This window comes from Kitasatospora phosalacinea (genome assembly GCF_000716545.1).
Lineage (GTDB): Bacteria > Actinomycetota > Actinomycetes > Streptomycetales > Streptomycetaceae > Kitasatospora > Kitasatospora phosalacinea.
This window is the reverse complement of sequence record NZ_JNWZ01000001.1, coordinates 157,855-182,847: the sequence shown is the minus strand read 5'-3', so window position 1 is coordinate 182,847 and position 24,993 is coordinate 157,855. Positions and strand designations below refer to the sequence as shown.

Here is a 24,993-nt window from a genome sequence, read left to right as displayed (position 1 = left end):
GCACGCGCAGTGCGGAGAGCCCCGCAGGGGGCCCGGGGAACGGCGGGTCCGAGCTGCTGACGGCCGGAGCCCGCCGGTGTGTCCGTGCCGCTTCGGGCCGGGAACAGAACCCGAAGCCGATGCCGCGCAGCAGCAGTGCACCCGCAGCGGCCACGGCCCCGCCGTTCCCGGGCCCCTGCATGCGCGGCTCCCCCGTCAGGTCAGCTCCACCACCTTCCGCCCGCACCGCAGGAACACCCGCCGGTTCGCCCCCGGCCGCGCCAGCTCGTGCGCGCCGAGCACGACGAGCAGCCGCTCGTCCGCCTCGTCCCGGCCGAGCGGGACGGTGCGCCGGGTGCCGTCGGTGTGCTCGACGACGAGCTTGAGGCCGCCCGCCTCGGCGACCCGGCGGACCTGGTTGAGGCTGGGCAGTTCGCCGCTGACCTTGACCAGCAGCTCGCCGATCGTCGTCGCGCCGTGCGCGGCCGGGTCGACGGCGGGCAGCGGCCCCGCCTGGGAGTAGCGGCGCACCGAGTACCGGGCCCGGAAGGCGTCCCGCGCCGCGAGGGCGGCGTCCGTCCCGTGCACGGTGGCGGTGACGGCGGCGGCCAGCAGCGTCTTGACCGCCATCGGGTGCCGGCGCCCGTCGCCGACCTGGGCGAGCAGCAACTCGATCTCCTCGTCGAGGAGTTCGGTGAGGGCGCGGAGGTACCCGGGCAGCAGCCGGTCCGCGCAGGCCATCAGCCGGCCGAACATCTCCTCGGCGGGGAAGCCCAGCCCGACGTAGTTGTTCCTGGACTTGCTCATCTTGGCGCCGGTGCCGTCGGTGCCCTCGATCAGGCCGGTGGCCAGCACCACTTCGGGCCGCTGCCCGACCGCGCCCATCACCCGGCGGCACATCTGCAGGTTGAGCAGCTGGTCGAGGCCGCCGAGTTCGACGTCGGCGGCCAGCTCGACCGAGTCCATCGCCATGACCACGGAGTAGACCAGTTCGGCGAGCGTCAGCCCGCTGCCCTCGGCGAGCCGGGTGCGGAAGTCCTCGCGCTGCAGCGCGGCGGAGGCGGGCAGTTCGGCCAGCACCGCCAGGAAGCGCGGCAGCGTCATCGGCTCCAGCCACTCGCTGTTGAACCTGAACTCCGCCCGGGTGAAGTCGAAGAACGGCTCGACCTGCCGCCGGTAGGTGGCCACGTGCCGCCGCACGTCCTCCTCGGTGAGGGGCGGGCGTTCGGCGCTGCGGCCGGACGGGTCGCCGATCCGGGCGGTGATGTCGCCGACCAGGAACACCACCCGGTGGCCCATCCGTTGCAGCCGGCTGGCCAGGATCATCGGTACGGCGTGCCCGAGGTGCACCTCGGCGCCGGTCGGGTCGATGCCGAACTTCACCGTCAACGGCCTTCCCTCGCGCAGCAGTTCGGCGAGCCGGTCGCCGCCGGGCAGCACCTGCGCGGCCCGCGCGCCGAGCAGTTCGGCCTGCTGCCCGGGCGGCAGGCCGGACAGGTCGGCACGGCGGCGCTCCGCCAGCTGCCGGAGCAGCCGGCCCAGCTCCGGGCCCTCCCGCAACTCCCCCTCGTCCTCGATCAGTTCGCGGATCCGTGCGGTGCTGCGGTCGAATGCGGTGGTGGTCACGGCGGTCATGGCGGTCCTCTCGGGGGCGTCGGCGCACGGCGGCAGGCGCGCGGGCCGGCGCGGACGGGGAAGTCGGGGCTCGGAGGAGGCCGGACGGCAAGGGCTGCCGGCCGGCCCGCGAAGGGACGGCCGCCCACGGCTCGCGGCGGGTGCCGGCGCCCGCACCGGCACGCGGCGGCGGACAGCGCACCCGTACGGCACGGCACACGGGCGCGTCAGCACGTCGGCAGGGTCGTCCGGGAAAGGACCGGGAGGCTCGGCCGCCCACGAGGAGGGGCAGGCCGGAGGGCGGTGTGCACCGCCACTAATATCGCTTCACCACGCGAGCCTCCGGGGACGGGGAACGGCGGGAGCGCGAGGTGCGCCCGGCAGCGCCGTCGCCGCCCATGCTGCCCCACCGCCCCAGCCCGCGCACCCGGTTTTCCCGCCCCTCCCCCCGCCCTCCCCTCCTCGCCCTCCCGCCTTTCCGCCCGCCTTTTCCACCCGCCCGCACCACGTGTGCGCCTTGGCAGCGGCGACCGCGCCTGCGAAGGTGTCGGAAGTATCAGCCGACCATCCCTCCGTCCGACCATCCCCCTGGAGGGCGCGCATGACCGCACCGGTGCTGACGGTCGACCAGGTGGTCGACCGGATGACGCAGTTGGCCGCCGAACTCCCGCCCGGTGACGGCGTCGCCGTGTTCAACGCGATGTACCTGGCCGTCACCCGCCTGGTCCGCGACCACCTCGCCGCCGGGTACTTCGACGACCCGGCCGCCATGACCGAACTCGACTCCGTCTTCGCCGCCCGCTACCTGGCCGCCGTGGACGACGACCGCGCCGGGCGCCGCCCCGCCGCCTGCTGGCGCCCGCTGTTCGAACTGCGCGCCGCCCCGGGCGTCCACCCGCTCCAGTTCGCCCTGGCCGGGATGAACGCCCACATCGAGAACGACCTCCCGCTCGCCGTCCTGGACACCTGCCGCCGCACCGGCCGCACCCCGGACCGGCTGCACGCCGACTACCTGCGCGTCAACACCCTGCTCGCCCGGGTCGAGGCCCAGGTCCGCGAGTCCCTGCTGCCCGTCCCGGCCGCCGGCCCGCTGCTGCACGTGCTCTCGGTCTGGAGCATCGACCGGGCCCGCGACGCCGCCTGGGCCTCCGTCCTCGCCCTGTGGGAGCTGCGCCGCCTGCCGCCCGCCCGCGCGATGGTCGCCGACGCCCTCTCCGGCTCGGTCGGCATGGTCAGCCGCGCCCTGCTCACCCCGTTCAGCCCGAACTGACGCCCCCCGCAGGCACGGGCGGCGCTGCCTGGCGGACCGGTGCCCGATGATGGGGGCCACCGGTGCACCGGCACCGGGCGGGCACAGGACGGGGCGGCCGTGGCGAGGCGCAAGAAGGGTGGCGGGGACCGCGAGCCGGACGTGCGGGGCTTCGTGCAGGTGGTCCGGCGGCCGAGCGTCGGCGTCGAGGTGTCGACCGGCCGGGCGTGGGTGGGCGTCGACCAGCAGGTGGGCCACGGTTCCGCGGACGCGCTGTTCGCGCTGACCGAGCAGCAGTACGCGGCGGCACTGGCCGGCGAGGGGCTGGGGTCGTTCGAGGGCGAGTGCTGGCGGGGCGAGCACGACGACCTGCTGCTGTTCCACCCGGCCGGCGGCTCCTGGTACCCGGAGCGGTGGTTCCCGGCCCGGGCGCGGATGCTGCCGCCCCGCTTCGAGGGCGAACTCTGGTGGCACGTCGACGCGTCGGGCGAACCCGACGACGGACGGACCGCACCCGCCCGCAGTCTGGCCGCCGGAGCGGACCGCGCGGTGTTCCGGCTGACCGGCGACGGCGCCTACCCCCGGCCCGCCGCGCTGATCGGCGGCCTGGGCCCGGGCAGCGACCGCGCGCGGGCCCGGGCGGTGCTGGGCGAGCCGGTCGAGGAGGGCGGCGACGTGTACGCCGTCGAGGGCGACCGGGTGCGGCTGGGGTACGCCGGCGGCGGCCTGGCCACGATCGCCCTGGAGCGCCCGGCCCCGCGACCGCTGCCGGAGGGACCGGTCCGTACGCTCCTCACCGCGCTCGGCGAGCCCGAGGGCGGCCCGGCCTTCCGGGGGGTGGCCCGCCTGGCCGGCGGGGCGCACCGGCGCTGGGCGGTCTCGTCCGGGTTCTCCCGGCGGCTGCTGGCGTTCGACGCCGGCCCGGAGGTGCAGACCGAGGACGGGCGGGTGCTGAGCGTCCGCGTCCCCTCGCCCGCCGCCCTGTCCGGTCTGCTCCCGGGCTCCCGCGCGGAGGTCCACCGGGTGCTCGGCGCGCCGTCGGACACCCGCGCGGGCACCGACCTGCACCGCTACGGCGCCCGCGACCTGCTGGTCGGGTACGGCTCCGACTCCGCGCAGCCGGGCGCGGCGCCGCGCACGGTGACGGCGATGCCGCGCGGGGTGAGCGTCTCGCCCGACATCCACCGTTGGCGTTCCGGCGAGTTCACCCTGTTCCTGGACGTCCTGGGCCGCCCGGAGCCGCACCCGCTGGTCGCGCACGCGGGCGCGCTGCCGGGGGTGCGCCTGGTGGTCCGCCGCGGCCTGGTCACCGAGGTCGTGATCGGCGACCGGGGCCACCGGGCCGAACGCTTCGCCGCCTTCGTGGACGGGATGCCGGCCGAGCCCGCCCGCGGGGACGTCCCGTTCGGGGTGCCCCACCGGCGCGGCGACCACGACGACCTGCGGGAGTTCACGCAGGGCTGGATCCACGTCCACGCCGCCGACGGCCACGCGGTCAGCACCGTCACCGTCGCCCGGCAGCCCCCGCGCGTCCGCTGACCGGGCCGACGGGCGCGCGCGGGCCGGGCGCTGTCGGACCGGGTCCGTACGCTCGGGCCATGAGCGTCTCCCTCTACTACTCCGCGGCCCGGGAGCTGCCGTTGACGGCGGCCGAAGCGGCCGCCGTCGAGCGCGTCGTCGCCGCCGGCCTGGCGTCCTTCCCGTACCGGGACGAGGAGTGCCTCCACCTGTACGGGGGCGGCCACGAGCCCGGCCGACTGCTGGCCGGGTCGACCAAGATGCCGGTCGACCCCGAGCGGGCGCTGCCGGTGATCGTCCACGTGCTGGGCTCGGTCACGGAGCTGCGCCGCGCCCTGCCGGGGGCGCGGTGGCACGTGCACCTGGACGACCTGGACGTCCCGTGGGACGAGGACGCCGGCTACGCCCTGTAGGCACGCGCGAGGGGCCGGGCGCTCCCGCTCGTAAGCGCCCGGCCCCTCGTCCCGCCGGTCAGGCCCAGCTGGAGTGCAGCGGCTTGCCCTCGGCGTAGCCGGCCGCGCTCTGGATGCCGACGATCGCCTTGTCGTGGAACTCCTCCAGGCTGGCCGCGCCCGCGTAGGTGCAGGAGGAGCGGACGCCCGCGACGATCGAGTCGATCAGGTCCTCGACGCCGGGGCGGGCCGGGTCGATGAACATCCGCGAGGTGGAGATGCCCTCTTCGAACAGGCCCTTGCGGGCCCGGTCGTAGGCGGACTCGTCGGAGGTGCGGTTGCGCACGGCGCGGGCCGAGGCCATGCCGAAGCTCTCCTTGTACTGGCGGCCGTCGGCGGTGGTCTGCAGGTCGCCGGGGGACTCCAGGGTGCCGGCGAACCAGGAGCCGACCATCACGTTGGAGGCGCCGGCGGCCAGCGCCATCGCCACGTCGCGCGGGTGGCGGACGCCGCCGTCGGCCCAGACGTGCTTGCCGAGCCGGCGCGCCTCGGCGGCGCACTCCAGCACGGCGGAGAACTGCGGGCGGCCGACGCCGGTCATCATCCGGGTGGTGCACATCGCGCCGGGGCCGACGCCGACCTTGAGGATGTCCGCGCCCGCCTCGACCAGGTCGCGCACGCCGGCCGCGGAGACCACGTTGCCCGCGACGATCGGCACCTGCGGGTCGAGGCCGCGCACCGCGCGCAGCGCGCTGATCATCGACTCCTGGTGGCCGTGCGCGGTGTCCACCACCAGCACGTCCGCCCCGGCCTCCAGCAGCGACTTGGCGCGGCCGGCCACGTCGCCGTTGATGCCGACGGTGGCGGCGATCCGCAGGCGGCCCGCGGCGTCGACGGCGGGGGTGTAGAGGGTGGCGCGCAGCGCGTTCTTCCTGGTCAGGATGCCGACCAGGGTGCCGTCGGCGGCGACCACCGGGGCGAGCTTGCGGTGCGCCTCGTTGAGCCGGTCGAAGGCGGTGCGCGGGTCGATGCCCTCGTCGAGCAGCAGCAGGTCGCGCGACATCACCTCGGACAGGCTGGTGAACCGGTCCACGCCCTGGCAGTCACCCTCGGTGACCACGCCGACGGGCTTGCCGCCCTCGACCACGACCAGCGCGCCGTGCGCGCGCTTGGGCAGCAGCGAGAGCGCGTCCGCGACGGTGTCGCCGGGGCTGAGGGTCAGCGCGGTGTCGTGCACCAGGTGGCGCTGCTTGACCCAGCCGATGACCTCGGAGACGACCTCGATCGGGATGTCCTGCGGGATCGCGACCAGTCCGCCGCGCCGGGCCACCGTCTCGGCCATCCGCCGCCCCGCGATGGCGGTCATGTTCGCCACGACCAGCGGGATGGTGGTGCCCGTCCCGTCGTTGGAGGACAGATCGACACCCTGCCGGGAGCCCACCGCGGAACGGCTGGGGACCATGAAGACGTCGTCGTACGTGAGGTCGTACGCGGGCTTGAGGTCGTTCAGGAAGCGCATGTAGGGGCTCTCTGGCTGGGGAGAAACGTTACGGCGCGACGCGGCCGAGCCGCACACACCCAACGTTCGATTCTCGTTGAATCCCCCGCTCCGGGCCAGCTCACGCCGGAATCCTGCAGATCAACACAACCGGACGGGGCCGATCCCGCCACCGAACTGTACGAACCTCCAAATCCGCGCCCCGTCCACTCTCCTCCGCGCCCGATCTCCTCCGCGCCCGCTTCCGGACGCGCCGCGGCCCCCTGCGGCACGGGTGTGCCGAGGGGGCCGAGAAGGCGGTTCCTCCGAGGACGGGCCGCTTTAGTAGCCGCGCCAGTGGGAGCCGTAGCCGCGGGCGGCGGCCATGTTGTCCATGTTGCCGTAGCGGGCGTCGCAGTAGCGCGAGCTGGCGACCAGGTTGTCGACGGGGTTGCGGATGTCCGTGTGACCGGGCAGCGCGTACGCCTTGAAGGTCGGCATGATCACCTGGGTCAGGCCGATCGACGGGGTGCCCTTCTTGGCGTTCGAGTCCCAGTTGTTCTGGGCGTTCGGGTTGCCGGAGGACTCGGCGATCGCGGCGGCCCGCATCGCCTTCGCGGACGGGACGTGCTGCCCGTTGGCGGCCAGCACGTCGCGGGCCTCCGCGATCCAGCCGTCCAGGTTGTTCGGGTAGGTCTTCTTCGCGGCGGCGGCCTGCTCGTCCTTCGCCTTCTGCTCGGCCGCCTGCTTCTCCTGCTCGGCCTTCTGCTCGGCCGCCTGCTTCTCTTCCTGGGCCTTCTGCTCGGCGGCCTGCTTCTCCTGCTCCGCCTGCTGGTCCCGCTGGGCCTGGTCCTGCTGGGCCTGGTCCTGGTTCTGCGGCTGGCCCTGGTCCTGCGGCTGCTGCTGGCCCTGGTCCTGCTGGACGGGCTCGCGGTCCTCGCTGCGGGAGGCGGCCTGGTCGCCGTCGCGGCCCGCGTCCTGGGCGCCGGCGGCGGTCACCGAGGCGTCGGCGCGGTGCGACGAGGGGGAGGCGATCGCCTGGGAGACGGGCAGCAGGGTGCCCACGGCGATGGCGCCGGCCAGGCCGATGCCGAGGACCGCGTCGGGCATTCGGTGGTGGCCCATCCGCACCTGGGGAAGTCGGCCGAGATTGTGCTTGATGCGTCGCATGTCGAGTACCTCCGAGAGTCGTTCCAGGTCACGCCGGGCCCGGGTGGACATGCGGGACCCCCGCTCGTTGCGGGGTTCCTCGGCCCGGGTCGGCCGGCCCGGCGGCTCTTGCTCACCGGGGGACGCGTGCGCCGCGCTGGTCTCGCGGTCCGCTGCGCCATGTCAGCCCCGTGAGCACTCGGAACGGCTCGGGGCACAACCACGAGACTGCCGGAGCCCCAACGGCGCGGCAAATGTCTTGAAATGGGCTCTGCACAACTCCTTCACATCCCGGATCCCCTTGCGCCGCAAGGGAGTTCACCCCTCGCGATGCCCCGTATTCCGACCCGGCTGTGAAGAAGGCCACAGGGGCGCCCAACCTCCCCCCGTCACGGGGTCCTTGGGCCCGAGGCCAGTCCCGCCAAGGCCCCGGCCCGCTCGCCCGCCCTCCGCGCCGCCACCCCCGTGTGACCCCGGCCACCGCCCCGCCGCTGTGACGCCGCTCTCCCCCCGACCACGCACCGCACCCGCCCGACCACCCGGACCGCCCCGCCCGTGACCCGGCTCACGCACCCCTCGTGACCCGGCTCACTCCCCGTCAGCCCGTCGCCCGCCCCGGCCGCGGATCCGCCCGCCCCGGTCCGGGGAGGGCGGCCGCCCGGCGGGCGGCCGAGGGCGCCTGATTGACTGCGGCGGGCGGCGGGCGGCGGGCGGTGGAAGGGGAGGCCGGGGTGGAGGCGTTGGTGGCGGCGTTCGCGCCGATCTGGGTGCTGACCGCGGTCGGCTGGCTGGCCGGGCGGACGGGGCTGCTGGGGTCGGACGCCGAGGCGGTGCTCGGGCGGTTCGTGTTCCACGTGGCGATGCCGGCCGCGCTGTTCACCGTGGTGGCGCGCACCGACCTGGCGTCCTTCGCCGACACCTGGGTGCTGGCGTTCGCCGCCGGGACGGCGGTCGCGTCCCTGCTGGGCCTGCTGGCCGGACGGGGCGCGGAGCGGACCACCGCCGGGCGGACGGTCGCGGTGATGGCGGCGGGCTACGTGAACTCCGGCAACCTCGGCATCCCGGTCGCGGCCCAGGTGCTCGGCGACACCTCGTTCGCCGCGCCGGTGCTGCTGTTCCAGGTGCTGCTGGTCACCCCGGTGATGCTGGCCGTGCTGGACACCGCCACCGGCACCGCCCCGCCCTCCCCCGTCGAGCGGCTGCGGCGCCTGGCGCGGCTGCCGCTGCGCAACCCGGTGATCCTCGGCGCGGGCCTGGGCGCGCTGTTCTCGGCGACCGGCTGGCGCCTGCCCGGTCCGCTGGCGCACTCGGCCGACCTGCTGGGCGCGGCCGCCGTCCCGGCCGCCCTGGTCACCCTCGGCCTGTCGCTGCACACCCCGCCCGACACGGCGCCGCAGCGTCCGGACCGGGGCGAGCTGGCCGTCACGGTGCTGGTCAAGGCGGTCGGGCAGCCGCTGGCCGCGCTGGCCGTCGGCGCCCTGCTGCTGCACCTGCGCGGGCCGCAGCTGCGGGCGGCGGTGCTGATGTCGGCCCTGCCGACCGCGCAGAACGTCTACGTGTACGCGCGGCTGTACGGGGCGGCGCCGGTGCTGGCCCGCTCGGCGGTGCTGGTCTCGACGGTGCTGTCGATGCTGACGCTCTCGGTCATCGCCTGGTCGCTGGGCGGCGGTTGACCGGAGCGGCCGGGAGTGCGGCAGGTCACAGGCTTCGCCCCGGCGGGGGCCGCTCCCGTAGAGTTCGGCGGTACGGATGGGGCGATCGAGGAAGCATCGGCAGTGACGAACCAGCAGAGCGGCCCGGGCAGCGCCCCGGTCGAGGACGACACCGACTACGGCAAGGGCATCGACCCCGACCGCCTGGAGCTCTGCCTGAGCGTGCTCGCCGAGCTGGACGAGATCCACGTCGACCACCCGGACGCGATCCGGGTCCGGATGGCGGTCGGCGGCCTCTTCCGCACCCTCAAGCAGCGCCGCCGCCAGGAGACCCGGGCCCGCAAGACCGCCAACGACCGGGCGGTGACCGCGAAGACCGCGACGGGCGCGCCGGGCCGGATCGACGACGAGACGGCGGGCGCGTTCGGGCTGAGCACCGAGACCACCACCGAGCTGGCCGGCATCCTGGAGCGCCCGCGCTCCTGCTACACCTGCAAGCAGCGGTACGTCGAGGTGGACGCGTTCTACCACCAGCTGTGCCGCGACTGCGCGGCGCTCAACCGCTCGCGCCGGCACGCCCGCGCCGACCTGACCGGCAAGCGGGCGCTGCTGACCGGCGGCCGCGCCAAGATCGGCATGTACATCGCGCTGTGCCTGCTGCGCGACGGCGCGCACACCACCATCACCACCCGCTTCCCGAACGACGCGATCCGCCGCTTCACCGCGATGCCGGACAGCGCCGAGTGGATCCACCGCCTCAAGATCGTCGGCATCGACCTGCGCGACCCGGCCCAGGTGATGGCGCTGGCGGACGAGGTCGCCGCGGACGGCCCGCTGGACATCCTGATCAACAACGCGGCGCAGACCGTGCGCCGCTCCCCCGAGGCGTACCGCGAGCTGGTGGCGGCCGAGTCGGCGCCGCTGCCGGCCGGGGCGCTGCCCGCCTCCACGGTGATCGGCCGGTTCGGCTCCGGCGCGGTGGACGTGCCGGCGCTGCCGGGGCAGCGCCACGGCGAGCAGCCGTCGGTGAGCGCCGAGGAGGTCACCTCGCTGGCCCTGGTGACGGGTTCGGCCTCGCCGGAGCGGATCGCGGCCGGCACCGCGATCGACGCGGGCGGCCTGGTACCGGACCTGGCGCCCACCAACAGCTGGGTGCAGACCGTCTCCGAGGTCGGCCCGATCGAGCTGCTGGAGGTGCAACTGTGCAACTCCACCGCCCCGTTCATCCTGATCTCGCAGCTGCGCCCGGCGCTCGCCGCGTCCCCGGCGCGCCGCAAGTACGTGGTCAACGTCTCGGCGATGGAGGGCGTCTTCGACCGCGGCTACAAGGGCTCGGGCCACCCGCACACCAACATGGCGAAGGCCGCGCTGAACATGCTGACCCGCACCAGCGCGCAGGAGATGTTCGAGACCGACGGCATCCTGATGACCGCGGTGGACACCGGCTGGATCACCGACGAGCGCCCGCACCCGGAGAAGATGCGCCTGCACGAGGAGGGCTTCCACGCCCCGCTCGACCTGGTGGACGGCGCGGCCCGGGTCTACGACCCGATCGTCCGCGGCGAGCTGGGCGAGGACCTGTACGGTTGCTTCCTGAAGGACTACCAGAAGGGCAAGTGGTGACGGACGTCCGGCACTTCGACGCTCGGCCCCCTTCCGGCACCCACCCGTTGCCGCCGCTGGTCGGCGCGGGCGTGATCGTGCCGACCGGGGACGGGCGGGTGCTGATCGGGCGGCGCACCACCGCCGGCGAACCGCCGACCTGGAGCCTGCCCGGCGGCAAGGTCGACCACCCCGGGGAGTCCTTCGAGGCGGCCGCCGCCCGGGAGTTGGCCGAGGAGACCGGCATCCTGCTGCCCGCCGAGGAGATGCGGGTGCTGGCGGTGCTGCTCGACCACGAGCTGGGCCGTACCCGGGTGACGGCGGCGGTACTGGCCCCGCCGAGCCTGGCCGAGGCCCTGGTCACCGAACCGCACGCCTGCGCCGGCTGGGAGCGCGTCGCGGTGGACGCGCTCCCCGAGCCGATGTTCTACCCCTCCGCACAGGTCCTGGCGGCCTGGCTCCCGGACTACCGCGCCCTCGGCGGCACCTGGCACTACCCGGCACCCCCGCAGACTTCCTGACGGCCCGTCGCCCCCCGGTGGGGGGGCTTCCGGTGCGCTCCGCCCGGCGGCGTCCACCCGGGCCGCCCCGGTGACCGGTCGGCCTTTGCCCGTCCCTGAAACTCCGTTGACAGACTTTTGGGGTTTCGCGAAGATCCGGGCCCAGTGGTCCTGACCTCCGGGGAGACGAGGTACAGCATGCACGGAACAGCGGTTCGGCGCGGTCGGGCGCGGGGGTGGAAGGCCGTCGCGGTGCTCGCCGCCGTGGCCGCGGGTGCGCTGGCCGTGCCCGGCCAGGCAGCGGCAGCCGGGGAGGCGCCGCAGGTCGTCGCCCGCTGGAAGCTCGCCACCGCTACCGGCACGCCGCAGGTCAGCCCCGGTGAGGGGCCCGGCGGAGTGGGGCTCCGGCTCGGCGGCGGGGCCTCGATCGACGGCACCGAGCACCTGCTCCCCACCCCCGGCGTCATGCGGCTGGACGGCGTCGACGGCTACGCGGAGGCCACCGGCCTGTCGCTGCACACCGACCAGAGCTTCACGCTGGCCGGCTGGGCCAACCCCGTCGGCGACCCGACCAGGGAGATGACGGTCTTCTCCTTCGCCGGCGCCGACGACAGCGCGGTCACCGTCCGCTGGCACTACCTGTGGACCGACCCCGTCGCGGGCCCGATCGGCGAGTGGCAGGCCGAACTGCGCGACGCCGACGGCACCGGGAGCGTCACCACCCGGGTCGACCACTCCGACTGGCGCTCCGTCATGGAGCGCTGGACGCACCTCGCCGTCACCTACGACGCCGCCGAGAGCCGGTTCACGCTCTACGTCGACGGGAACCTGGAGCGCCAGGTCTGCGCGGACGACGCCACCGACTGCCGCGACTACGTCTCCACCTCCGCCGCCGCTCCGGCGTACGACGCCACCGGCGGCCTGCAGATCGGCCGGGCCCGGTCGGACGGCGCCTGGACGGAGTACTTCGAGGGCGAGTTGGACGACATCTGGGTCTTGCAGGGCGCGCTGAGCGAGGCGAAGATCGGCCAACTCGCCGACTACAACGTCGAACTGGACACCTCGACGGTGCACTGACCGAACGGCCCCGCCCGGCCCGCGACCGGCCGGGCGGGGGGCCGGTCCTACTCCCGCCCGGCGACCCGGAGCCCGGTGCCGGCCGGGGGCCGGGTGCCGGCCCGGCGCACCAGCAGGACGAAGGTCCGGGCGTACGAGTCGCCCTCGGCGACCCGCGGCCAGCCCAGCGCGGCGAGCGCCGCGGAGGCGGCGGCGTGCGGCCGGCCGTGCACCAGCACCTCGGCGCGCTGCCCGTCCGCGCCGCCGCCGAACGACACGTGCACGCCGACGAGTTGGTCCCGCCCGAGGTCCTCGCCGAGGGCGGGGGCGAGCGCGGGCAGCACGGGGTTGCGGACCAGCCAGTCCTGCACGTCGTGGAAGCGCTTGCCGGTGCCCCAGCCGACCACGCCGCCGTGGACGGCGTGCCAGCCGGGCATGCCGTCCGGGTCGGACGGGTCCAGGTGGCCGGCGAACCTGCCGTTGTGGGCGACGAGTTCGATCAGCGCGGCGCCCGCGGTGGACGCCCACACCTCGATGCCCCGGCGCACCGGGTCCTGGTCCCCGCCCGCCGGGCCGCCCGCGGAGCCGCCCGCCGGGCCGCCGTCGATTCCGGTGACCCGGTCCGGCACGGCGGTCTCCGGGCGGTCCCGGTCGACCAGGAACACCAGGTCGAGCCGGTGCGGGTCGCCGTCCGGCGGTCCGCCCAGCCGCACCGCCAGCGCGCCGGGCCCGCGCACCTCTTCGCCCTCGACCTGCCACTGCTCCCCGTGCAGCGCGGACAGTTCGTCCGCCACCGCACCCAACACCGCCTGCGCGGAAGGCCGTTGCGTGCTTCCGCCGGGCGCGTCCGGGCCGGTTCCGGACCGGCCGCGCCACCAAGATCCCCATGCCATGGCGCACACCGTAACGTTGTGCGGGTTCGCCCACAATGTGGCTACGAGGCGCTCCGCCCGGTGGTCGTTGTCGTCCGCTATGTGTATCGTCGCACTGCGCGACCAGGGACTTACGGAGACCTACCGCAGGCGGCAGCTGGGGGGCGGCAATGGCGGTGCAACTACCATCGGGGCTCAACCACCTCATCGGCCTGCTCGGGGTGCGCTTCCCCGGGGCGAACGAGGACGAGCTCAACCAACTGGCCGACCAGTTGGAGAAGTTCGCCGGAGCGCTGGACAGCGCCCAGATGACGGCGGACAAGGCGCTCGCCGCGCTGCACGAGGTCTACCAGGGCGATTCGGCGGACCGGCTGTCCGAGCTGTGGAGCACCATCACCAAGTACTCCAAGACCGTCACCGAGATCTGCCACACGGTGGCCAAGGTGCTGCGCGCCGCGGCCGTGGTGGTGGAACTGGCCAAGACCCAGTCGATCACCCAGCTCTTCTCCATCCAGGCCCAGTTGGCCGCCGCCTCGTCCACCGGCCCGTGGAGCGCGGCGGCGGTGCTGCGGATGGGCCGCGAGATCATGAACCAGCTGCTGGAGGCGGCGGTCGGCAGGCTCGCGCAGACCATCGCCCGGCCGATCGAGGACATGATCGTGAAGGCCGCGCAGAAGATCGCGCCCACCCCGGCCACCGGCTCCAACGGTCAGGGCTTCTCCATCGACCTCGCCCAGCTCGCCGAGTGCGCGGCCGGACTGCGCCACGGCGCGGACGACATCGAGTCGCACGGCCTCAGCTTCAAGCGGATCGTGCAGAGCCTGAAGATGGGCGAATCCGGCGACAAGTTCGGCAAGCTGGTGATCGAGGCGGCCGAGAAGGTGCTGCAGACCATCGCCGAGGACGTGCTCAAGCGGATCCTCGCCTCGTTCCGCGACACCGCCGACAAGATGGACAAGATGGCGGGCAACCTCAACGAGAACGAGGACAGCAACCGCACGACGCTGAACAGCCTCACCTCCTTCGCGGCCAACCCGCTCAGCCCCGGCACGCCGTCCACCGGCACGCTCTCCGCCACCGCCTCCTCCTCGCTGAACGGCCCGCGGCTGGGCGGCGGGGACGCCGGGCTGGCCGCGTTCGCCGCGCTGATGCCCAAGCTCGGCCCGGTCGGCTCCCGGCTCGGCGGCGGGTCCGGCGGCGGCGCGGGCGTCAACACGCTCGGCCTCAAGGAGCCGCTGCTGCCCGGCGGTTCGCACGGCGGCGGGTCCGGCGGCGGCGGCGCCGGGTCCGGGTCCGGTTCGGGGTCCGGCGGCGGCACCGGCGGCCCGGGCGGCCAGGCCGGCGGCGTCGGCTTCTCCACCCGGCTCGGCGTGCCGGCCGGCAGCCTCGGCGGCTCCCGCAGCAGCACCCGCATCGAGACCCAGAAGTCCGCCGAGGGCAGCGCCAACTCCGGTTCCGGCAGCGGATCTTCACCCTCCACCGCGACCAACTCGGTCAACCGGGCGGTGCCCCCGGGCGGCATGATGGGCGCCATGGCGATGGGCCACGGCGGTTACGGCCCGGTCGGCGGCTCCGCCCTGCGCGGCGCCCAGCGGCGCGGTGCCCGCGCCGCCACCGGCGAGGGCCCGGACGACACCGCCCAGGGCGGCAGCGGCCTCATCGCCGACGACCCGGCCGCCATGTACCCGGCCCTCCAGCTCGGCCGGGTCTCCCCCCACCGCCAACCGCCGTCCGAGGAGCACGACGGCCACCACGACGACCGCTACGACGACGACTTCGACCTCGACCTCGACGGCATCGAGGACATGGACGGCGTCAACGGCTTCGAAGCCGCGGAGTGACCCCCGCCCCCGGTGACGGCCGCCGCCCGCCGGCGGCCGCCGGGCGGTCCCGCTCTGTGAATTGACCGTGAACCGTAAACTTTTCCCGGCGGTGGTATGGACCACGAACGAAGCAGGTGGCTAGGGTCGTAACGGCTCGCGTTCGCGGCCGTTCGGACACCTGCGACGGGACGTAACCGTGGCCGAGACCCTGCTGGCCCCCGAGTACGAGGCCGAGCGACTGGACGCCACCGCCGCCTGGGTCACCCGGCACCGCCCGCCCGGCAGCGGGGCACTGGCCGAACTCGGCGCCGGCGACGGCGCGCTGACCGGACGGCTGCTGCGGGCCGGATACACGGTGCACGCCGCCGAGCCCGACCCGGCGCTGCGGGCCCGGCTGTGGAACCGGCTGCGCGGCCGGGCCAGGCTGCGGCTGAGCGGGGCCGACCTCGCGGACCCGCCGCCGGTGCGCCGCCGCTTCGGCGCGGTGCTGCTGATCGACACCCTGCAGGCCGGCCAGGACCTGGAACTGCTGCACGCCCTCCCCACCGACCTGCTGTTCGTCGCCCTGCCCCCGTCCGCGCTGGACGGGCGGCTGCGCCCGTGGCTGTCCGCGCAGCAGGGCTGGCTGCTGGTGGAGGAGATCGACCTGGCCGCCCCGCGCCCCGCGCAGCGGAGCTCGGCCCCGGGCAGCCGCGGCGTCCTGCTGCGCCGGGCCGGCTGAGCCGGCCCGCACCCCGGAGTCCGGGCCGGTCCCCGGGGGTCGGGTCAGCCGGGCGCCCCTCGCAGCTCGGGGCAGCCGGCGATCAACTCGTCCATGGCCGTCCGCCCGGCCTCCAGCGCGGCCCGCAGCAGCACGGTGTCCCGGGCCAGCCGACCGACCCTCGGCGCGTCCGGGCCCGGGCGGAGGGAGAGCACGGCGGGCCCCTCGGCGAGCGGGTCGAGGTCGTGGCGGCCGAGCAACTCCTCGTCCGCGCGCAGCCGTTCGGCCCGCCCCAGGTAGGAGTCGCGCAGTGGCGCGGGGTAGCGGCGCAGCACCGTCCGGGCGATCATCCGGGAGCCCCGCGAAGGCCCGGCCGCCACCGCTGCCGCCGCTGCCGCCCCCACCACCTCCGCCGCCCCCACCGCTCCCGCCGCCGGCTGCGCGAGCGGGCCGCGCGAGCGCAGCACCAGGACGTGCGTGGCGCCCTGGGCGAGCGCCGTGCGGAACGGGATGGACTCGGCGAGCCCGGCGTCGTAGTAGTGGCTGCCGGCCAGTTCGACCGGCGGCCCGGCGAGCAGGGGCAGGGCGGCGCTGGCGCGCAGGGCGAGGCGCAGCCGGGCCGGGTCGGTGAGCAGCGGATGGAGGTCGGTGGAGGCGCCGGTGCCGGTGTGGGTGGCGAGCGGGTGCAGGGTGGTGGGGTTGGCGAGGATGGCGTCGAAGTCCATCCGGGCGACGTGCGCGTAGAGGTGCTCGACCAGGTGGTGCAGGTCGACGACGGGGCGGCCGCGCAGCGGGTTGCCGGGGCGGACCATCGCCCTGGCGTACTCGGGGTCGGCCCAGCCGGCCAGTTGTCCGGCGTCACCGCTGAGCAGCCACGCCCCGGTGAGCGCCCCGGCGGAGGCGCCGTAGACGGCGTCGAACGCGCCGGTGAGCCCGGCCTCGTGCAGGGCGAGTGCCATGCCGCCGGAGATGATGCCCCGCATGCCGCCGCCCTCGACGGCGAGTGCGATCCGCAGGCCGTCGGTGCGTTCGCCGGGGCGGCTGCCGGTGCGCCGCCGTTCGGCGAGGGCGGCCAGGACGCGGCTGCGCGCGCCCGGGGCCCCGGAGTCCTGCTGGTCCACGCCCGTCTCCCGTGCTCGCGGCTCCCGTGCTGGCGCCCGGTCGCGCCGCCGCCGGATGTCGGGCGGCGCGTCCGGAACGCCCAGAAGTGTCGCACACGAACCCGGCGCGCCGTCCGGCCCCGGCCCGCTCCGCCCCCGGGCGGCGGCGGGCGCGCCGCGCCGGGTACGCGCCACCGCCGGCGCCGTCGCGGCGGCCGCCCTACTGCCCTCCGCGCGCTCCGCGTCCGCCGCGCCGGGGGGCTTGGCGAGCGCGACGCCGGCGCAGCCCACCGACCACGACGTCCCGGCGATCGGCCTGTCGGCGCACCACGGCGCGTACGGCACCGCGCACTCCACCACGACGGTGCCCGACACCGACGTGGCGGACTTCGCCTCCGCCCCGCACCGTCACCCTGCGCCACGCTAGGGTGACGCCATGTCGACACTCGGCACCTCCTCCTACGCCGACCCCGCCGCGCTGCCCGAACCCGTCGCCCGGGCCGTCGAGTCGGCGGCCCGGCTGGGCTTCGCCCGGTCCTGCCGACCGGAGCACGGACGGCTGCTGCAGGCCCTCGCGGCGGGCGCGACCCCGGCCGGGGGCATCGGCGAGACCGGCACCGGCTGCGGCGTCGGCCTGGGCTGGCTGCTGGCCGGCCGCCGCCCGGGCGTCCGGGTGGTGAGCGTCGAACGCGAAGCGGAACTCGTGCACGCGGTACGGGAGTTGTTCGCCGACGTGCCCGACCTCGAAGTGGTGCACGGCGACTGGACGGCGATCCACCGGCACGGCCCGTTCGACCTGCTGGCGCTGGACGGCGGCGGCAACGGCAAGCAGACCGCCGCCGCCGACCCGCGGCGCCTGCTCACCCCCGGCGGCACCCTGGTGGTCGACGACCTCACCCCCCTCACCACCTGGCCACCGACCTACCGGGGCGCCCCCGACACCGGCCGCACCGTCTGGTACGACCACCCGGAGCTGCTCACCACCGAGGTCCGCCTCGCCCCCGACCTGTCCACCCTCCTCGCCACCCGCCGCCCCTGACGTCCCGGCAACTCCCCCTCCACGGCCGGGCGCCTCTTCAGGTGTTGGCACCGGCGCGGGCGTGGCGGCCCCCGGCGGCGGGGCCGCGCCCGTCCAGGGGCACATCACGGTGGCGTCGTCCTGGAGCCTCACGGGTTGCGCCCCGCTCCCCTCCGGGAAGATCCGCAGGAGCCGGCGTTGGATCCCGGCGGCCAGGCCGACGGGGGCGATCACGCGGGGCCCGTGCCCGTCCTCCGGGGCGCGGACCAGCTTCTGGGCGCGCAGCACGCCCTCGTAGAGGCTGCCGGTGAGCTGTATCCGTTCGGCGCCGCGCCCGTCCGAGGTGGCGGCGCCCTCCGCCACCCGCACCGCGCGCCGGCCGACCAGGTCGAGGCGCAGGGAGACCTACCTCGCCTGCGCACCCGTCTGCCGGCGTCGCCTCGACACCCACGGCCAGTGATCGCGTCAACAGGCTCGCAGGATCATCCCGCCGCACGGAACCCCGGTGTCCACATCCCGGGGGAAGGCTCGGATCACGTTGATCCGCGCTCGCACCGCAGCGGCTCCGCCTGCTGGACCTACAGCGGCCGCCCGTTGCCGGTCGGTCTTATCCAGGCAGGGAATCGCCGGGAAAGCCGAAACACGGAAGGACGTCACAGGTCATCATTCCGGCCTGTACACAGGGGTCCGCGGCCATGATCTCTTCGGCCTCATCGGTTGGCACGGTCATGATGGCCAAGCCTGCGACGGTGTCCGAGGCGACCGGGCACAGGATCGCGATCACGCCATCGGCGCGCATGGACACCATGCGCCGTTGGTGTTCGAGCTCGATCGCCTCGGCCCCCTCCTGGTGCCGCGCCGGGCCCCAGCGAAGTTCCGCCAGGCTGAAGGGCCTCGCGGTCGCCGCCAGCTCCTGGATCTGTTCGTCGGTCACGTGCGCGCTCACCCGCATCACATCCCCGTCTTCTGGTAGTCGACCTCGATCAGGCCCACGACTCGCTCCTGGTCCCGGCCGTAGGGCGCGCCGATGTACTTGGCGGCGATCTCGTCGACCACCTTCCACCCCTCCTCGCCGTCGAGCCACTTGACGACCCGTCCGCGCAGCATGACGGGCAGGAACGGGTTGTCAGGCGGGGTGAGCGAGATGGCGACCCTGGGATCGCGGCGCAGGTTGCGCGCCTTGCGGGAGGCCGGTCCGGTCAGGAACGCGACCCGGTCGCCGACGGTCCCGATCCACAGCGGGACCGAGTGCGGGGACCCGTCGGGCAGAGTCGTCGCCAGGTGGGCGATCGGGGTTCCGTCCAGGACGGCACGTACGTTGTCGCTGAGCACGGTGGCGCTCCTCAGTAGTGGATCCGGTAGTGGGGGGTGAACGACGCCGGCACCGGGGGCGGTGTCGGCCAGGCCCGCTTCGACGGCCGCGGTCAAGGTGGCACCGCCCCGGATCGCCACGTCCCCGTGGCCCGCCAGGGCTCGAGCCCGGCTGATCGCGCCCTGGATCGAGTCGGCGAAGACCTGACGCGGGGGGCCGGCGTACTCGGCCGCCTTGCTCATGGCACTTCCCATTGGAGTTCCTTGAAGAGACCCGGTGAACGGATCGTAGCATTCTGCGTTCCCTGAGGGAACCCCAAGTGGTAGCGTGGCGCCATGCAGCGCACACAATTCGGCGGGATGGCGTGTTCGATCGCCCGCACGCTGGACGTGATCGGCGAACCCTGGTCGCCACTGATCCTGCGCGACGTCTGGGCCGGCATGAACCGTTTCGACCGGATCCAGGCCGACCTCGGCGTCTCCCGCAAGGTGCTCACCGAACGGCTCAATCACCTGGTCGAGCAAGGCGTGCTCGACCGCCGGCCGTACGACGCGCGCCCACGCTTCGAGTACCACCTCACCGAGAAGGGCACCGATCTCGTGGAGATGCTCATGGTCATGGCGCGCTGGGGCGACCGCTGGCTCGCCGGCGAGGCCGGGCCCCCCGTCCTCTACCGCCACCACGCCTGTGGCCGGATCGCCACCGTGGACCCGCGCTGCAGTCACTGCGGCGAGCCCATGCACGCCGACGACATCGACCTCCTCCCGGGGCCCGGTTCGGCCCGATGACGAGCACCCGCGCGGCGACCGGTCCGTGCGGGCCCGGGTGCGGACGCGCCGAAGCCCGCGTCGGGTGGCGGCGAACACCCCGAGGCGGAACGAGCGGAACGGTCCGTCACCGTCGGTGACGATGGTGACCGGGGCCGCACCCGGCGTCCGGGCCAAGTAGGCCGCCTGGAACTCGAGTTGCTGCTCCCGGCTGCCGGGACCGGACTTGCCCGCGCGGCCGGACCGGCCGGACTCCAGGAATGCCGCTTCCAGGCCCCGCCCGACTGCTCGGACACCTCCGCCCGCCGCGCGACCGGCAGAACCGGGTCCTGCCGGCGGAACCCCCCTGGTCCGCGTCCAGCGCCCCGTGGTCCGCTCGACCGGCCGGGCGCGTCCTGCGACGCGCCGCCGGCACGGGTGGCCCCGGCACCCCGGTGGACTCCGAAGCCGGAGCACTCGAGTCGATCAAAGCGGCTGGAGCGGGAGCGCCAGGCCGGTCTCGCAGAGGTGTGCGCCTCCTGGTGAGCGGCGCGGTCAGCCGGCCCGCGACCAGTAGGCTGGTCGTCATCGGACCAGGGAGGTCAGCGTGGACTATGGCGACAAGCTCTTCTGGCTCTCGGTCGTGATTCAACGCAAGTACGCGCAGATCTGCGCCGAGTTCGACCTGACCCCCTCGCAGGCCACGCTGCTCTGCGCAGTCAGGGACGAGCCGCGGCAGATGGCCGACCTCGCCGCGTCGTTGGGCATGACCAAGAACGCGTTGAGCCAGCTGGTCGACCGCACCGCGCGGCGCGAGCTGGTCGACCGGGCAAGCTCGACGCAGGACCGACGGGTCGTCATGCTCAGCGTGACGCCCACGGGGAAGGTGCTCGCCGAGGCCGTTTACGCCGAGGTCGCCAAGCGCCTGCCCGAGATCGCGAGGAACCTCGACGCCGACGACCAGCGCGAATTCGAGCGCGTGGCCACCGCCATCGTGGACACCTCGGACCTCTCTTCGCCCACCTCGAACCAATCCGTCACGCCGTGAGGCCCCGCTGAACCCACACCTTGACGAAGTTCATGCCGTGAACTAATTTGGTTCACGGCATGAACTAGCGAAGGGTGGCAGTGATGAGCACACGCACGACCGGAACGATCGCGGTCTTCGGCGCGACGGGGCAACAGGGCGGGGCGGTGGTCGACGCGCTGCTGGACCACAAGGCGCGGGTGCGGGCTCTGGTCCGCAACCCGCAGACCGACCGGGCTCAGGCGCTGGCCGCCCGCGGCGTCGAGCTGGCGGCCGTCCGGACCGACGACCCGGCGTCGCTGGCCGCCGCGCTGGCGACGGTCGAGGGGTTCTACTTCATGACCCCGGAGGCGAACAGCCTCGAAGAGGTCGAGGCGGAGATCCGCATCGGTACCGCGCTCGTCGACGCGGCGGCCGAGGCGGGCGTCCCGCACGTCGTGTTCAACTCGGTCTTCGGAGCGGACCGGGAGCGGGGTGTGCCGCACCACGACTCGAAGCACTCGATCGAGGAGCACCTGAGGAGGTCCGGCCTCAGGGCCACGATGGTTCGCGCGACCGCCTTCATGGAGAACTTCGCGAGCGTGATGGCACCGAGCCTGGAGCACGGGGAGATCGTGCTGAGGATGCCGCTGCCGGAGGACGTCGCCCTGAAGATGATCTCGGTCAGGGACATCGGCCGGGTCGCCGCCGCACTCCTGCTCGACATCGCGGAGGCGCCCGGCGGAGTCGTCGAGCTGGTCGGCGACGAGCTGACAGGCCCCCGGATCGCCGCGGTGTTCGGCGCGCGCGCCGGGCTCCCGGCACGGTACGAGGTCCTCCCGTTGAGCGTGCTTCCCAACGACCTCGACAGGATGATGTTCCGCGAGTTCGCGATGGCGGCGGAACACCCTGCGGACCTCGCGGTGGTGCGCTCGATCGAGCCGGCCGCCCTGGACCTGGTCGAGTGGATCCGAGCCACCGGCTGGACCGCGCCCACGAACGCGGCCGGCTCCTGAGCCTCCGGCCGCGGTGAACACCGCGCGATCGTGGCCGGTCGGATCGGTCGCGAAGGCGGCCTTGCGGCGGGCGGCGAGCTGTCGGCGTTCACGCTGGTAACCGGCCTCCAGCAGCAGGCCCTCGTCGCGCAGCAGCCGCAGCACGGTGGCCTGCGAGACGAGGTGGCCGTCCCACCGGCACATCGCCCACACCTTGCGGTGGCCCCGGGCCGGGTGCGCGAGTGTGTGCCGGCGGGCGGTCTCCCGGACGCTCTCGCGGGCCGGGCGCGGCCACGGTCCGCGAGCCGGGACGCCCCGGCGGGCGCGGGCCCGGTGACGGCGCCAGGTCCGCTCGGGCACGCCGATCAGACGGCAGAACCTCGCGGTCGGCATGCCCGCCTCGAATCGACTGCTCGGACACCTTCACCCACCACGCGGCCTCGGCAACGGTCATCTCACCGGCCAGGATCGACAGCACGATCCGGGCCTTCTCCTCCGGCGGCAACACCGGCGGCCTCACCATGGTCGATCAGACTCCTTCGCAGGGCAGGACCCGCTCGTCCCCAACTTTCCCGAACCCGGAAACCTGCCAACTGCTTGACGCGGGACAGTACTACGCGAGCGAAGGCAGCGGCCGGGTGTCGGCGGGCAGAGGGCGGCGGGCGTGCAGGGAGGTCACGTTGCCCCGCCCGGCCGGCGTGACGCCGGAGCCGAGGGCTGCGGGCACGTCCAGGCCCTCATCGCTCTGGCACGTCGCCGAGTCAACGTGCTGTGGGCACTACTCCGTGACGGACGGGAGTCCACCCCCGCCCAGCCGACCGCACCAACCGGCTGACCCGCCATCAGGGCGCACGCTTGCGTGACTCACGTGCCCGGTGAAGAAGTCACGGACGATCCGGCAGGCACAGGTGCGCTCAGGCGGTACGTCGTCGGATGTTCCAGACGTCCGCAGAGCGTGTCGAACCGCAGGCTCGACTCGTCGTACATGCGCTCAGCACGCAGGCGACGGAGATACGCCTGCCACTCGCTGTAATCCTGGGTCTCGTAGATCACCTCCCAGCGCGCCTCGGCGTACGCAGCGGCATGACGTCGGCGGGCTTCCTGCTCCCGTTGCTTCCGCTTCCTCTGACCAGGCATGGACACCACCCTGGCGGCTCGCCGCCCGCATGACAACCAAGAACGGGTCAGGCTCTTGACTCGGTCATTGAGACTCCACTGGACAGAACCTAGCCGTCCAGATGGGCGAGGAAGTCCAGCAGGGCCGCGTTCACCTCGGCGGGGCGTTCCTGCTGGGTCCAGTGGCCGGTCTCCGGGAGGCGGAGGTGGCCGTGCAGTCGGGGCAGTCGGCCCAGCAGGTGGGCCAGTGCCTCCGGCGGGACCAGCGCGTTGACCAGGTCCTGCTCGCCCGCGGCGTACAGCGCCGGGACGTCGATCGTCAGGTCCGCGAAAGGAGCCAGGAGTTCGGCGTTCCGGTCCAGGTTGCGGTACCAGTTGAGCCCGCCGGTGAACGCGTGCTCGCCGTGCGGGACGTAGTCGGCGGTGAAGGCGTCGAGGTCGGCCTCGGTGAGCCAGTGCGGTAGCCGCTCGGGCTCGGGGAGGGTGTCGAGGAGCTTGCCGCCCTCGGGGACGACCCACGGCCGCGGCACCCCGTCGGGCTGCACGCCGCACAGGACGCGTCGCAGGCTCGTCCGGACGTCCGCAGCCAACTCGGCGTCGGCCCGGCCCGGTTCCTGGAAGTAGACCTGGTAGAAGCCCTCCCCGTACGTCTCCCGCAGCGACCGCAGCGGCGGCGGCCCGCTCATCGGCAGCGGCGGCACGCTCAGCCCGGCCACCCCGCGCACCAGGTCCGGCCGCAGCGCCGCCGTGGCCCAGGCGACCAGAGCGCCCCAGTCGTGCCCGACCACCACCGCCCGTCGCGCGCCCAGCTCCCCGATCAGCGCCGTCACGTCGCCCACCAGGTGCAGCAGGGTGTACGCGTCGACCGCCTCCGGCCGTGAGCTGCGGGCGTACCCGCGCTGGTCCGGCGCGACCACCCGGTATCCGGCTGCGGCCAGCGGGCCGAACTGGTGCCGCCACGAGTACCAGCTCTCCGGGAACCCGTGCAGCAGCAGGACCAGCGGTCCTTCGCCCTGCTCCGCCAGGTGCAGCCGCACCCCGTTCACCTCGACCTGGCCGTGCTCGATGCTGTCGCTCAACTCCAGCTCCTCGTCCGGGCAGCGGGCCTTCCGGCCCCTCCCCGCGGAAACGTCCGCTCCGGGCCCGGGAGTTCCGGACCCCGGACCCGGCTCCCGGACCCCGCCGCGCCAGCCCTCTCGTCTAGGCCGCCGACCCGTTCGAACCCGCCGGGACCAGCAGAAGATCCAAACGAAACTGCCAATGGGCACGGTGGCCCTCAATGGGCACGTCGCCACGACCGATCCCACCCGAGCGGGCGGGCGGTTCGCCCGTGCGTGGTGAGCATGGTGGTCAGGCGCGCGGACTTCGCCGAACTCGTCCTGGACGAGCCGAGGTCGGACCCGCAGCTCTGCCTGCGCACCCCGGGCGCGGTGGTCTCCCGGCATCCGCACGACCTGGAGCCCGTGCCGCCGATCGTCGATTTCGACCCGGCCCGGTTCAAGATCACTGCGGACACCGCCGCCGCCGGCCCACTCGACAGCCGCCCGGACCTGCTGCGGATGGACCCGCTCGCGTTCGAGCGCCTGGTGCGCGAACTCTTCACCGCCATGGGCTACGAGACCTGGCGCACCCGGAACTCCCGCGACGACGGCCTCGACGCCGTCGCCGTCCGGCGCGACCCGGTCCCGGTGGGCGTCACCGTGATCGCCGTCCAGGCCAAACGCACCAAGAACGTCGTCAGCCCCGAAGTCGTCGGGGCCCTGCTCGGCACCCTCCAGGACAAGCAGGCCGCCCGCGGCGTCCTCGTCACCACCTCCTGGTACGGCAAGTCCAGTTGGGAGACCGCGCACCGCAACGGCCAGCGCCTGGACCTGATCGACGGCCGCAACCTGAAGTCCCTGCTCCTCGAGCACCTCGGCATCGACGCCCTGATCGGACTCCCGAAGCTCCCACCCGGCCGGCAACCGGACGACATCGTCTGACGGCGCTGCCGGAGGTCACTCGCCCACCCGCCCCTCCGGACGGTCAGCACATACGCGCGGGGAGGAGCACTTGGCCGCTGGCCGCGCGGCTCCCACCACCGCTGTCAGCCGTCGTTCCTTGCAAGTGACGGGCAG

At 74.3% G+C, this 24,993-nt stretch carries 24 protein-coding genes; 15 read left to right on the top strand and 9 right to left on the bottom strand.

The genetic code is table 11. From position 1 onward, the window contains the following. Positions 1-195 precede the first annotated feature (195 nt). Positions 196-1,614, bottom strand: coding sequence for a tyrosine--tRNA ligase (gene tyrS / locus OO48_RS00865; protein WP_033211729.1), 1,419 nt, complete (start codon positions 1,612-1,614; stop codon positions 196-198). 580 nt (positions 1,615-2,194) lie between these two features. On the opposite strand from tyrS, the gene OO48_RS00860 reads away from it, so the two are divergent. The 3 genes from OO48_RS00860 (at position 2,195) to OO48_RS00850 (ending at position 4,773) form a co-directional block, all read left to right on the top strand. Continuing rightward, on the top strand, positions 2,195-2,863 hold the full coding sequence (locus OO48_RS00860; protein WP_051731571.1) for a DUF5995 family protein: 669 nt from the start codon (positions 2,195-2,197) through the stop codon (positions 2,861-2,863). A gap of 99 nt (positions 2,864-2,962) precedes the next feature. Next, the gene (locus tag OO48_RS00855) at positions 2,963-4,381 is read left to right on the top strand and encodes a hypothetical protein (protein WP_081951832.1); all 1,419 of its coding nucleotides are present in this window, start codon (positions 2,963-2,965) and stop codon (positions 4,379-4,381) included. Between the two features lie 59 nt (positions 4,382-4,440). Further along, the gene (locus tag OO48_RS00850) at positions 4,441-4,773 is read left to right on the top strand and encodes a hypothetical protein (RefSeq protein ID WP_033211728.1); all 333 of its coding nucleotides are present in this window, start codon (positions 4,441-4,443) and stop codon (positions 4,771-4,773) included. 58 nt (positions 4,774-4,831) lie between these two features. Here OO48_RS00850 and OO48_RS00845 read toward each other — a convergent pair whose 3' ends face one another. Both OO48_RS00845 and OO48_RS00840 read right to left on the bottom strand, forming a co-directional pair. After that, positions 4,832-6,271, bottom strand: a complete 1,440-nt coding sequence (locus OO48_RS00845) for a GuaB1 family IMP dehydrogenase-related protein (RefSeq protein WP_033211727.1) — start codon at positions 6,269-6,271, stop codon at positions 4,832-4,834. Positions 6,272-6,571: 300 nt separating this feature from the next. Then, positions 6,572-7,399 carry a lytic transglycosylase domain-containing protein gene (locus tag OO48_RS00840; RefSeq protein ID WP_157845358.1) on the bottom strand — a complete coding sequence of 276 codons (828 nt, stop codon included), beginning with the start codon at positions 7,397-7,399 and terminating at the stop codon, positions 6,572-6,574. A gap of 710 nt (positions 7,400-8,109) precedes the next feature. On the opposite strand from OO48_RS00840, the gene OO48_RS00835 reads away from it, so the two are divergent. The 4 genes from OO48_RS00835 to OO48_RS00820 all read left to right on the top strand — a co-directional run bounded on the left by OO48_RS00835 (position 8,110) and on the right by OO48_RS00820 (position 12,209). After that, a complete protein-coding gene (locus OO48_RS00835; protein WP_245194470.1) occupies positions 8,110-9,051 on the top strand; it encodes an AEC family transporter in 942 nt (313 codons plus the stop codon). 102 nt (positions 9,052-9,153) lie between these two features. Continuing rightward, positions 9,154-10,653, top strand: coding sequence for an SDR family NAD(P)-dependent oxidoreductase (locus OO48_RS00830; RefSeq protein ID WP_033211726.1), 1,500 nt, complete (start codon positions 9,154-9,156; stop codon positions 10,651-10,653). Then, positions 10,650-11,153, top strand: a complete 504-nt coding sequence (locus tag OO48_RS00825) for a nucleotide triphosphate diphosphatase NUDT15 (RefSeq protein WP_051731586.1) — start codon at positions 10,650-10,652, stop codon at positions 11,151-11,153. Before OO48_RS00830 ends, OO48_RS00825 begins: the two co-directional genes overlap by 4 nt. Positions 11,154-11,384: 231 nt before the next feature. Beyond that, positions 11,385-12,209, top strand: a complete 825-nt coding sequence (locus tag OO48_RS00820; RefSeq protein ID WP_033211725.1) for a LamG domain-containing protein — start codon at positions 11,385-11,387, stop codon at positions 12,207-12,209. Positions 12,210-12,256: 47 nt separating this feature from the next. Here the strand turns inward: OO48_RS00820 and OO48_RS00815 are convergent, their stop codons facing one another. Continuing rightward, a complete protein-coding gene (locus OO48_RS00815) occupies positions 12,257-12,982 on the bottom strand; it encodes a DUF6348 family protein (protein WP_033211723.1) in 726 nt (241 codons plus the stop codon). A 254-nt stretch (positions 12,983-13,236) separates the two neighbouring features. Between OO48_RS00815 and OO48_RS38015 the strand changes: the two genes are divergently transcribed. Further along, a complete protein-coding gene (locus OO48_RS38015; RefSeq protein ID WP_157845357.1) occupies positions 13,237-14,901 on the top strand; it encodes a WXG100-like domain-containing protein in 1,665 nt (554 codons plus the stop codon). Between the two features lie 178 nt (positions 14,902-15,079). Then, complete coding sequence (locus OO48_RS00805; RefSeq protein ID WP_051731568.1) at positions 15,080-15,604, top strand: class I SAM-dependent methyltransferase; 525 nt, start codon at positions 15,080-15,082, stop codon at positions 15,602-15,604. A 44-nt stretch (positions 15,605-15,648) separates the two neighbouring features. On the opposite strand, the gene OO48_RS00800 is transcribed toward OO48_RS00805, so the two are convergent. After that, positions 15,649-16,704: a patatin-like phospholipase family protein gene (locus OO48_RS00800; protein WP_051731567.1), complete on the bottom strand. Its 1,056-nt coding sequence runs from the start codon at positions 16,702-16,704 to the stop codon at positions 15,649-15,651. 241 nt (positions 16,705-16,945) lie between these two features. Between OO48_RS00800 and OO48_RS38010 the strand changes: the two genes are divergently transcribed. Both OO48_RS38010 and OO48_RS00790 read left to right on the top strand, forming a co-directional pair. Beyond that, the gene (locus OO48_RS38010; protein ID WP_157845356.1) at positions 16,946-17,110 is read left to right on the top strand and encodes a hypothetical protein; all 165 of its coding nucleotides are present in this window, start codon (positions 16,946-16,948) and stop codon (positions 17,108-17,110) included. 9 nt (positions 17,111-17,119) lie between these two features. Beyond that, positions 17,120-17,722 (top strand): O-methyltransferase, encoded by a 603-nt coding sequence (locus OO48_RS00790; protein WP_033211717.1) that lies wholly within the window; start codon positions 17,120-17,122, stop codon positions 17,720-17,722. Between the two features lie 586 nt (positions 17,723-18,308). Here OO48_RS00790 and OO48_RS00785 read toward each other — a convergent pair. Continuing rightward, positions 18,309-18,647: a YciI family protein gene (locus OO48_RS00785; RefSeq protein ID WP_051731585.1), complete on the bottom strand. Its 339-nt coding sequence runs from the start codon at positions 18,645-18,647 to the stop codon at positions 18,309-18,311. A 5-nt stretch (positions 18,648-18,652) separates the two neighbouring features. Next, complete coding sequence (locus tag OO48_RS39465) at positions 18,653-19,267, bottom strand: pyridoxamine 5'-phosphate oxidase family protein (RefSeq protein WP_245194468.1); 615 nt, start codon at positions 19,265-19,267, stop codon at positions 18,653-18,655. 81 nt (positions 19,268-19,348) lie between these two features. Here OO48_RS39465 and OO48_RS00775 point away from each other — a divergent pair, with 81 nt between their 5' ends. The 3 genes from OO48_RS00775 (at position 19,349) to OO48_RS00765 (ending at position 21,781) form a co-directional block, all read left to right on the top strand. Next, positions 19,349-19,801, top strand: a complete 453-nt coding sequence (locus OO48_RS00775) for a winged helix-turn-helix transcriptional regulator (RefSeq protein WP_033211715.1) — start codon at positions 19,349-19,351, stop codon at positions 19,799-19,801. A gap of 565 nt (positions 19,802-20,366) precedes the next feature. Beyond that, positions 20,367-20,807, top strand: a complete 441-nt coding sequence (locus OO48_RS00770; protein ID WP_033211713.1) for a MarR family winged helix-turn-helix transcriptional regulator — start codon at positions 20,367-20,369, stop codon at positions 20,805-20,807. A gap of 83 nt (positions 20,808-20,890) precedes the next feature. Then, on the top strand, positions 20,891-21,781 hold the full coding sequence (locus OO48_RS00765) for an NmrA family NAD(P)-binding protein (RefSeq protein ID WP_033211712.1): 891 nt from the start codon (positions 20,891-20,893) through the stop codon (positions 21,779-21,781). A gap of 843 nt (positions 21,782-22,624) precedes the next feature. Here the strand turns inward: OO48_RS00765 and OO48_RS35850 are convergent. Further along, positions 22,625-22,813 (bottom strand): hypothetical protein, encoded by a 189-nt coding sequence (locus OO48_RS35850; protein ID WP_245194467.1) that lies wholly within the window; start codon positions 22,811-22,813, stop codon positions 22,625-22,627. A gap of 173 nt (positions 22,814-22,986) precedes the next feature. Continuing rightward, a complete protein-coding gene (locus tag OO48_RS00760; RefSeq protein WP_033211711.1) occupies positions 22,987-23,955 on the bottom strand; it encodes an alpha/beta fold hydrolase in 969 nt (322 codons plus the stop codon). Positions 23,956-24,219: 264 nt separating this feature from the next. Here OO48_RS00760 and OO48_RS00755 point away from each other — a divergent pair, with 264 nt between their 5' ends. Continuing rightward, on the top strand, positions 24,220-24,858 hold the full coding sequence (locus OO48_RS00755; RefSeq protein WP_051731566.1) for a restriction endonuclease: 639 nt from the start codon (positions 24,220-24,222) through the stop codon (positions 24,856-24,858). Positions 24,859-24,993 lie beyond the last annotated feature (135 nt).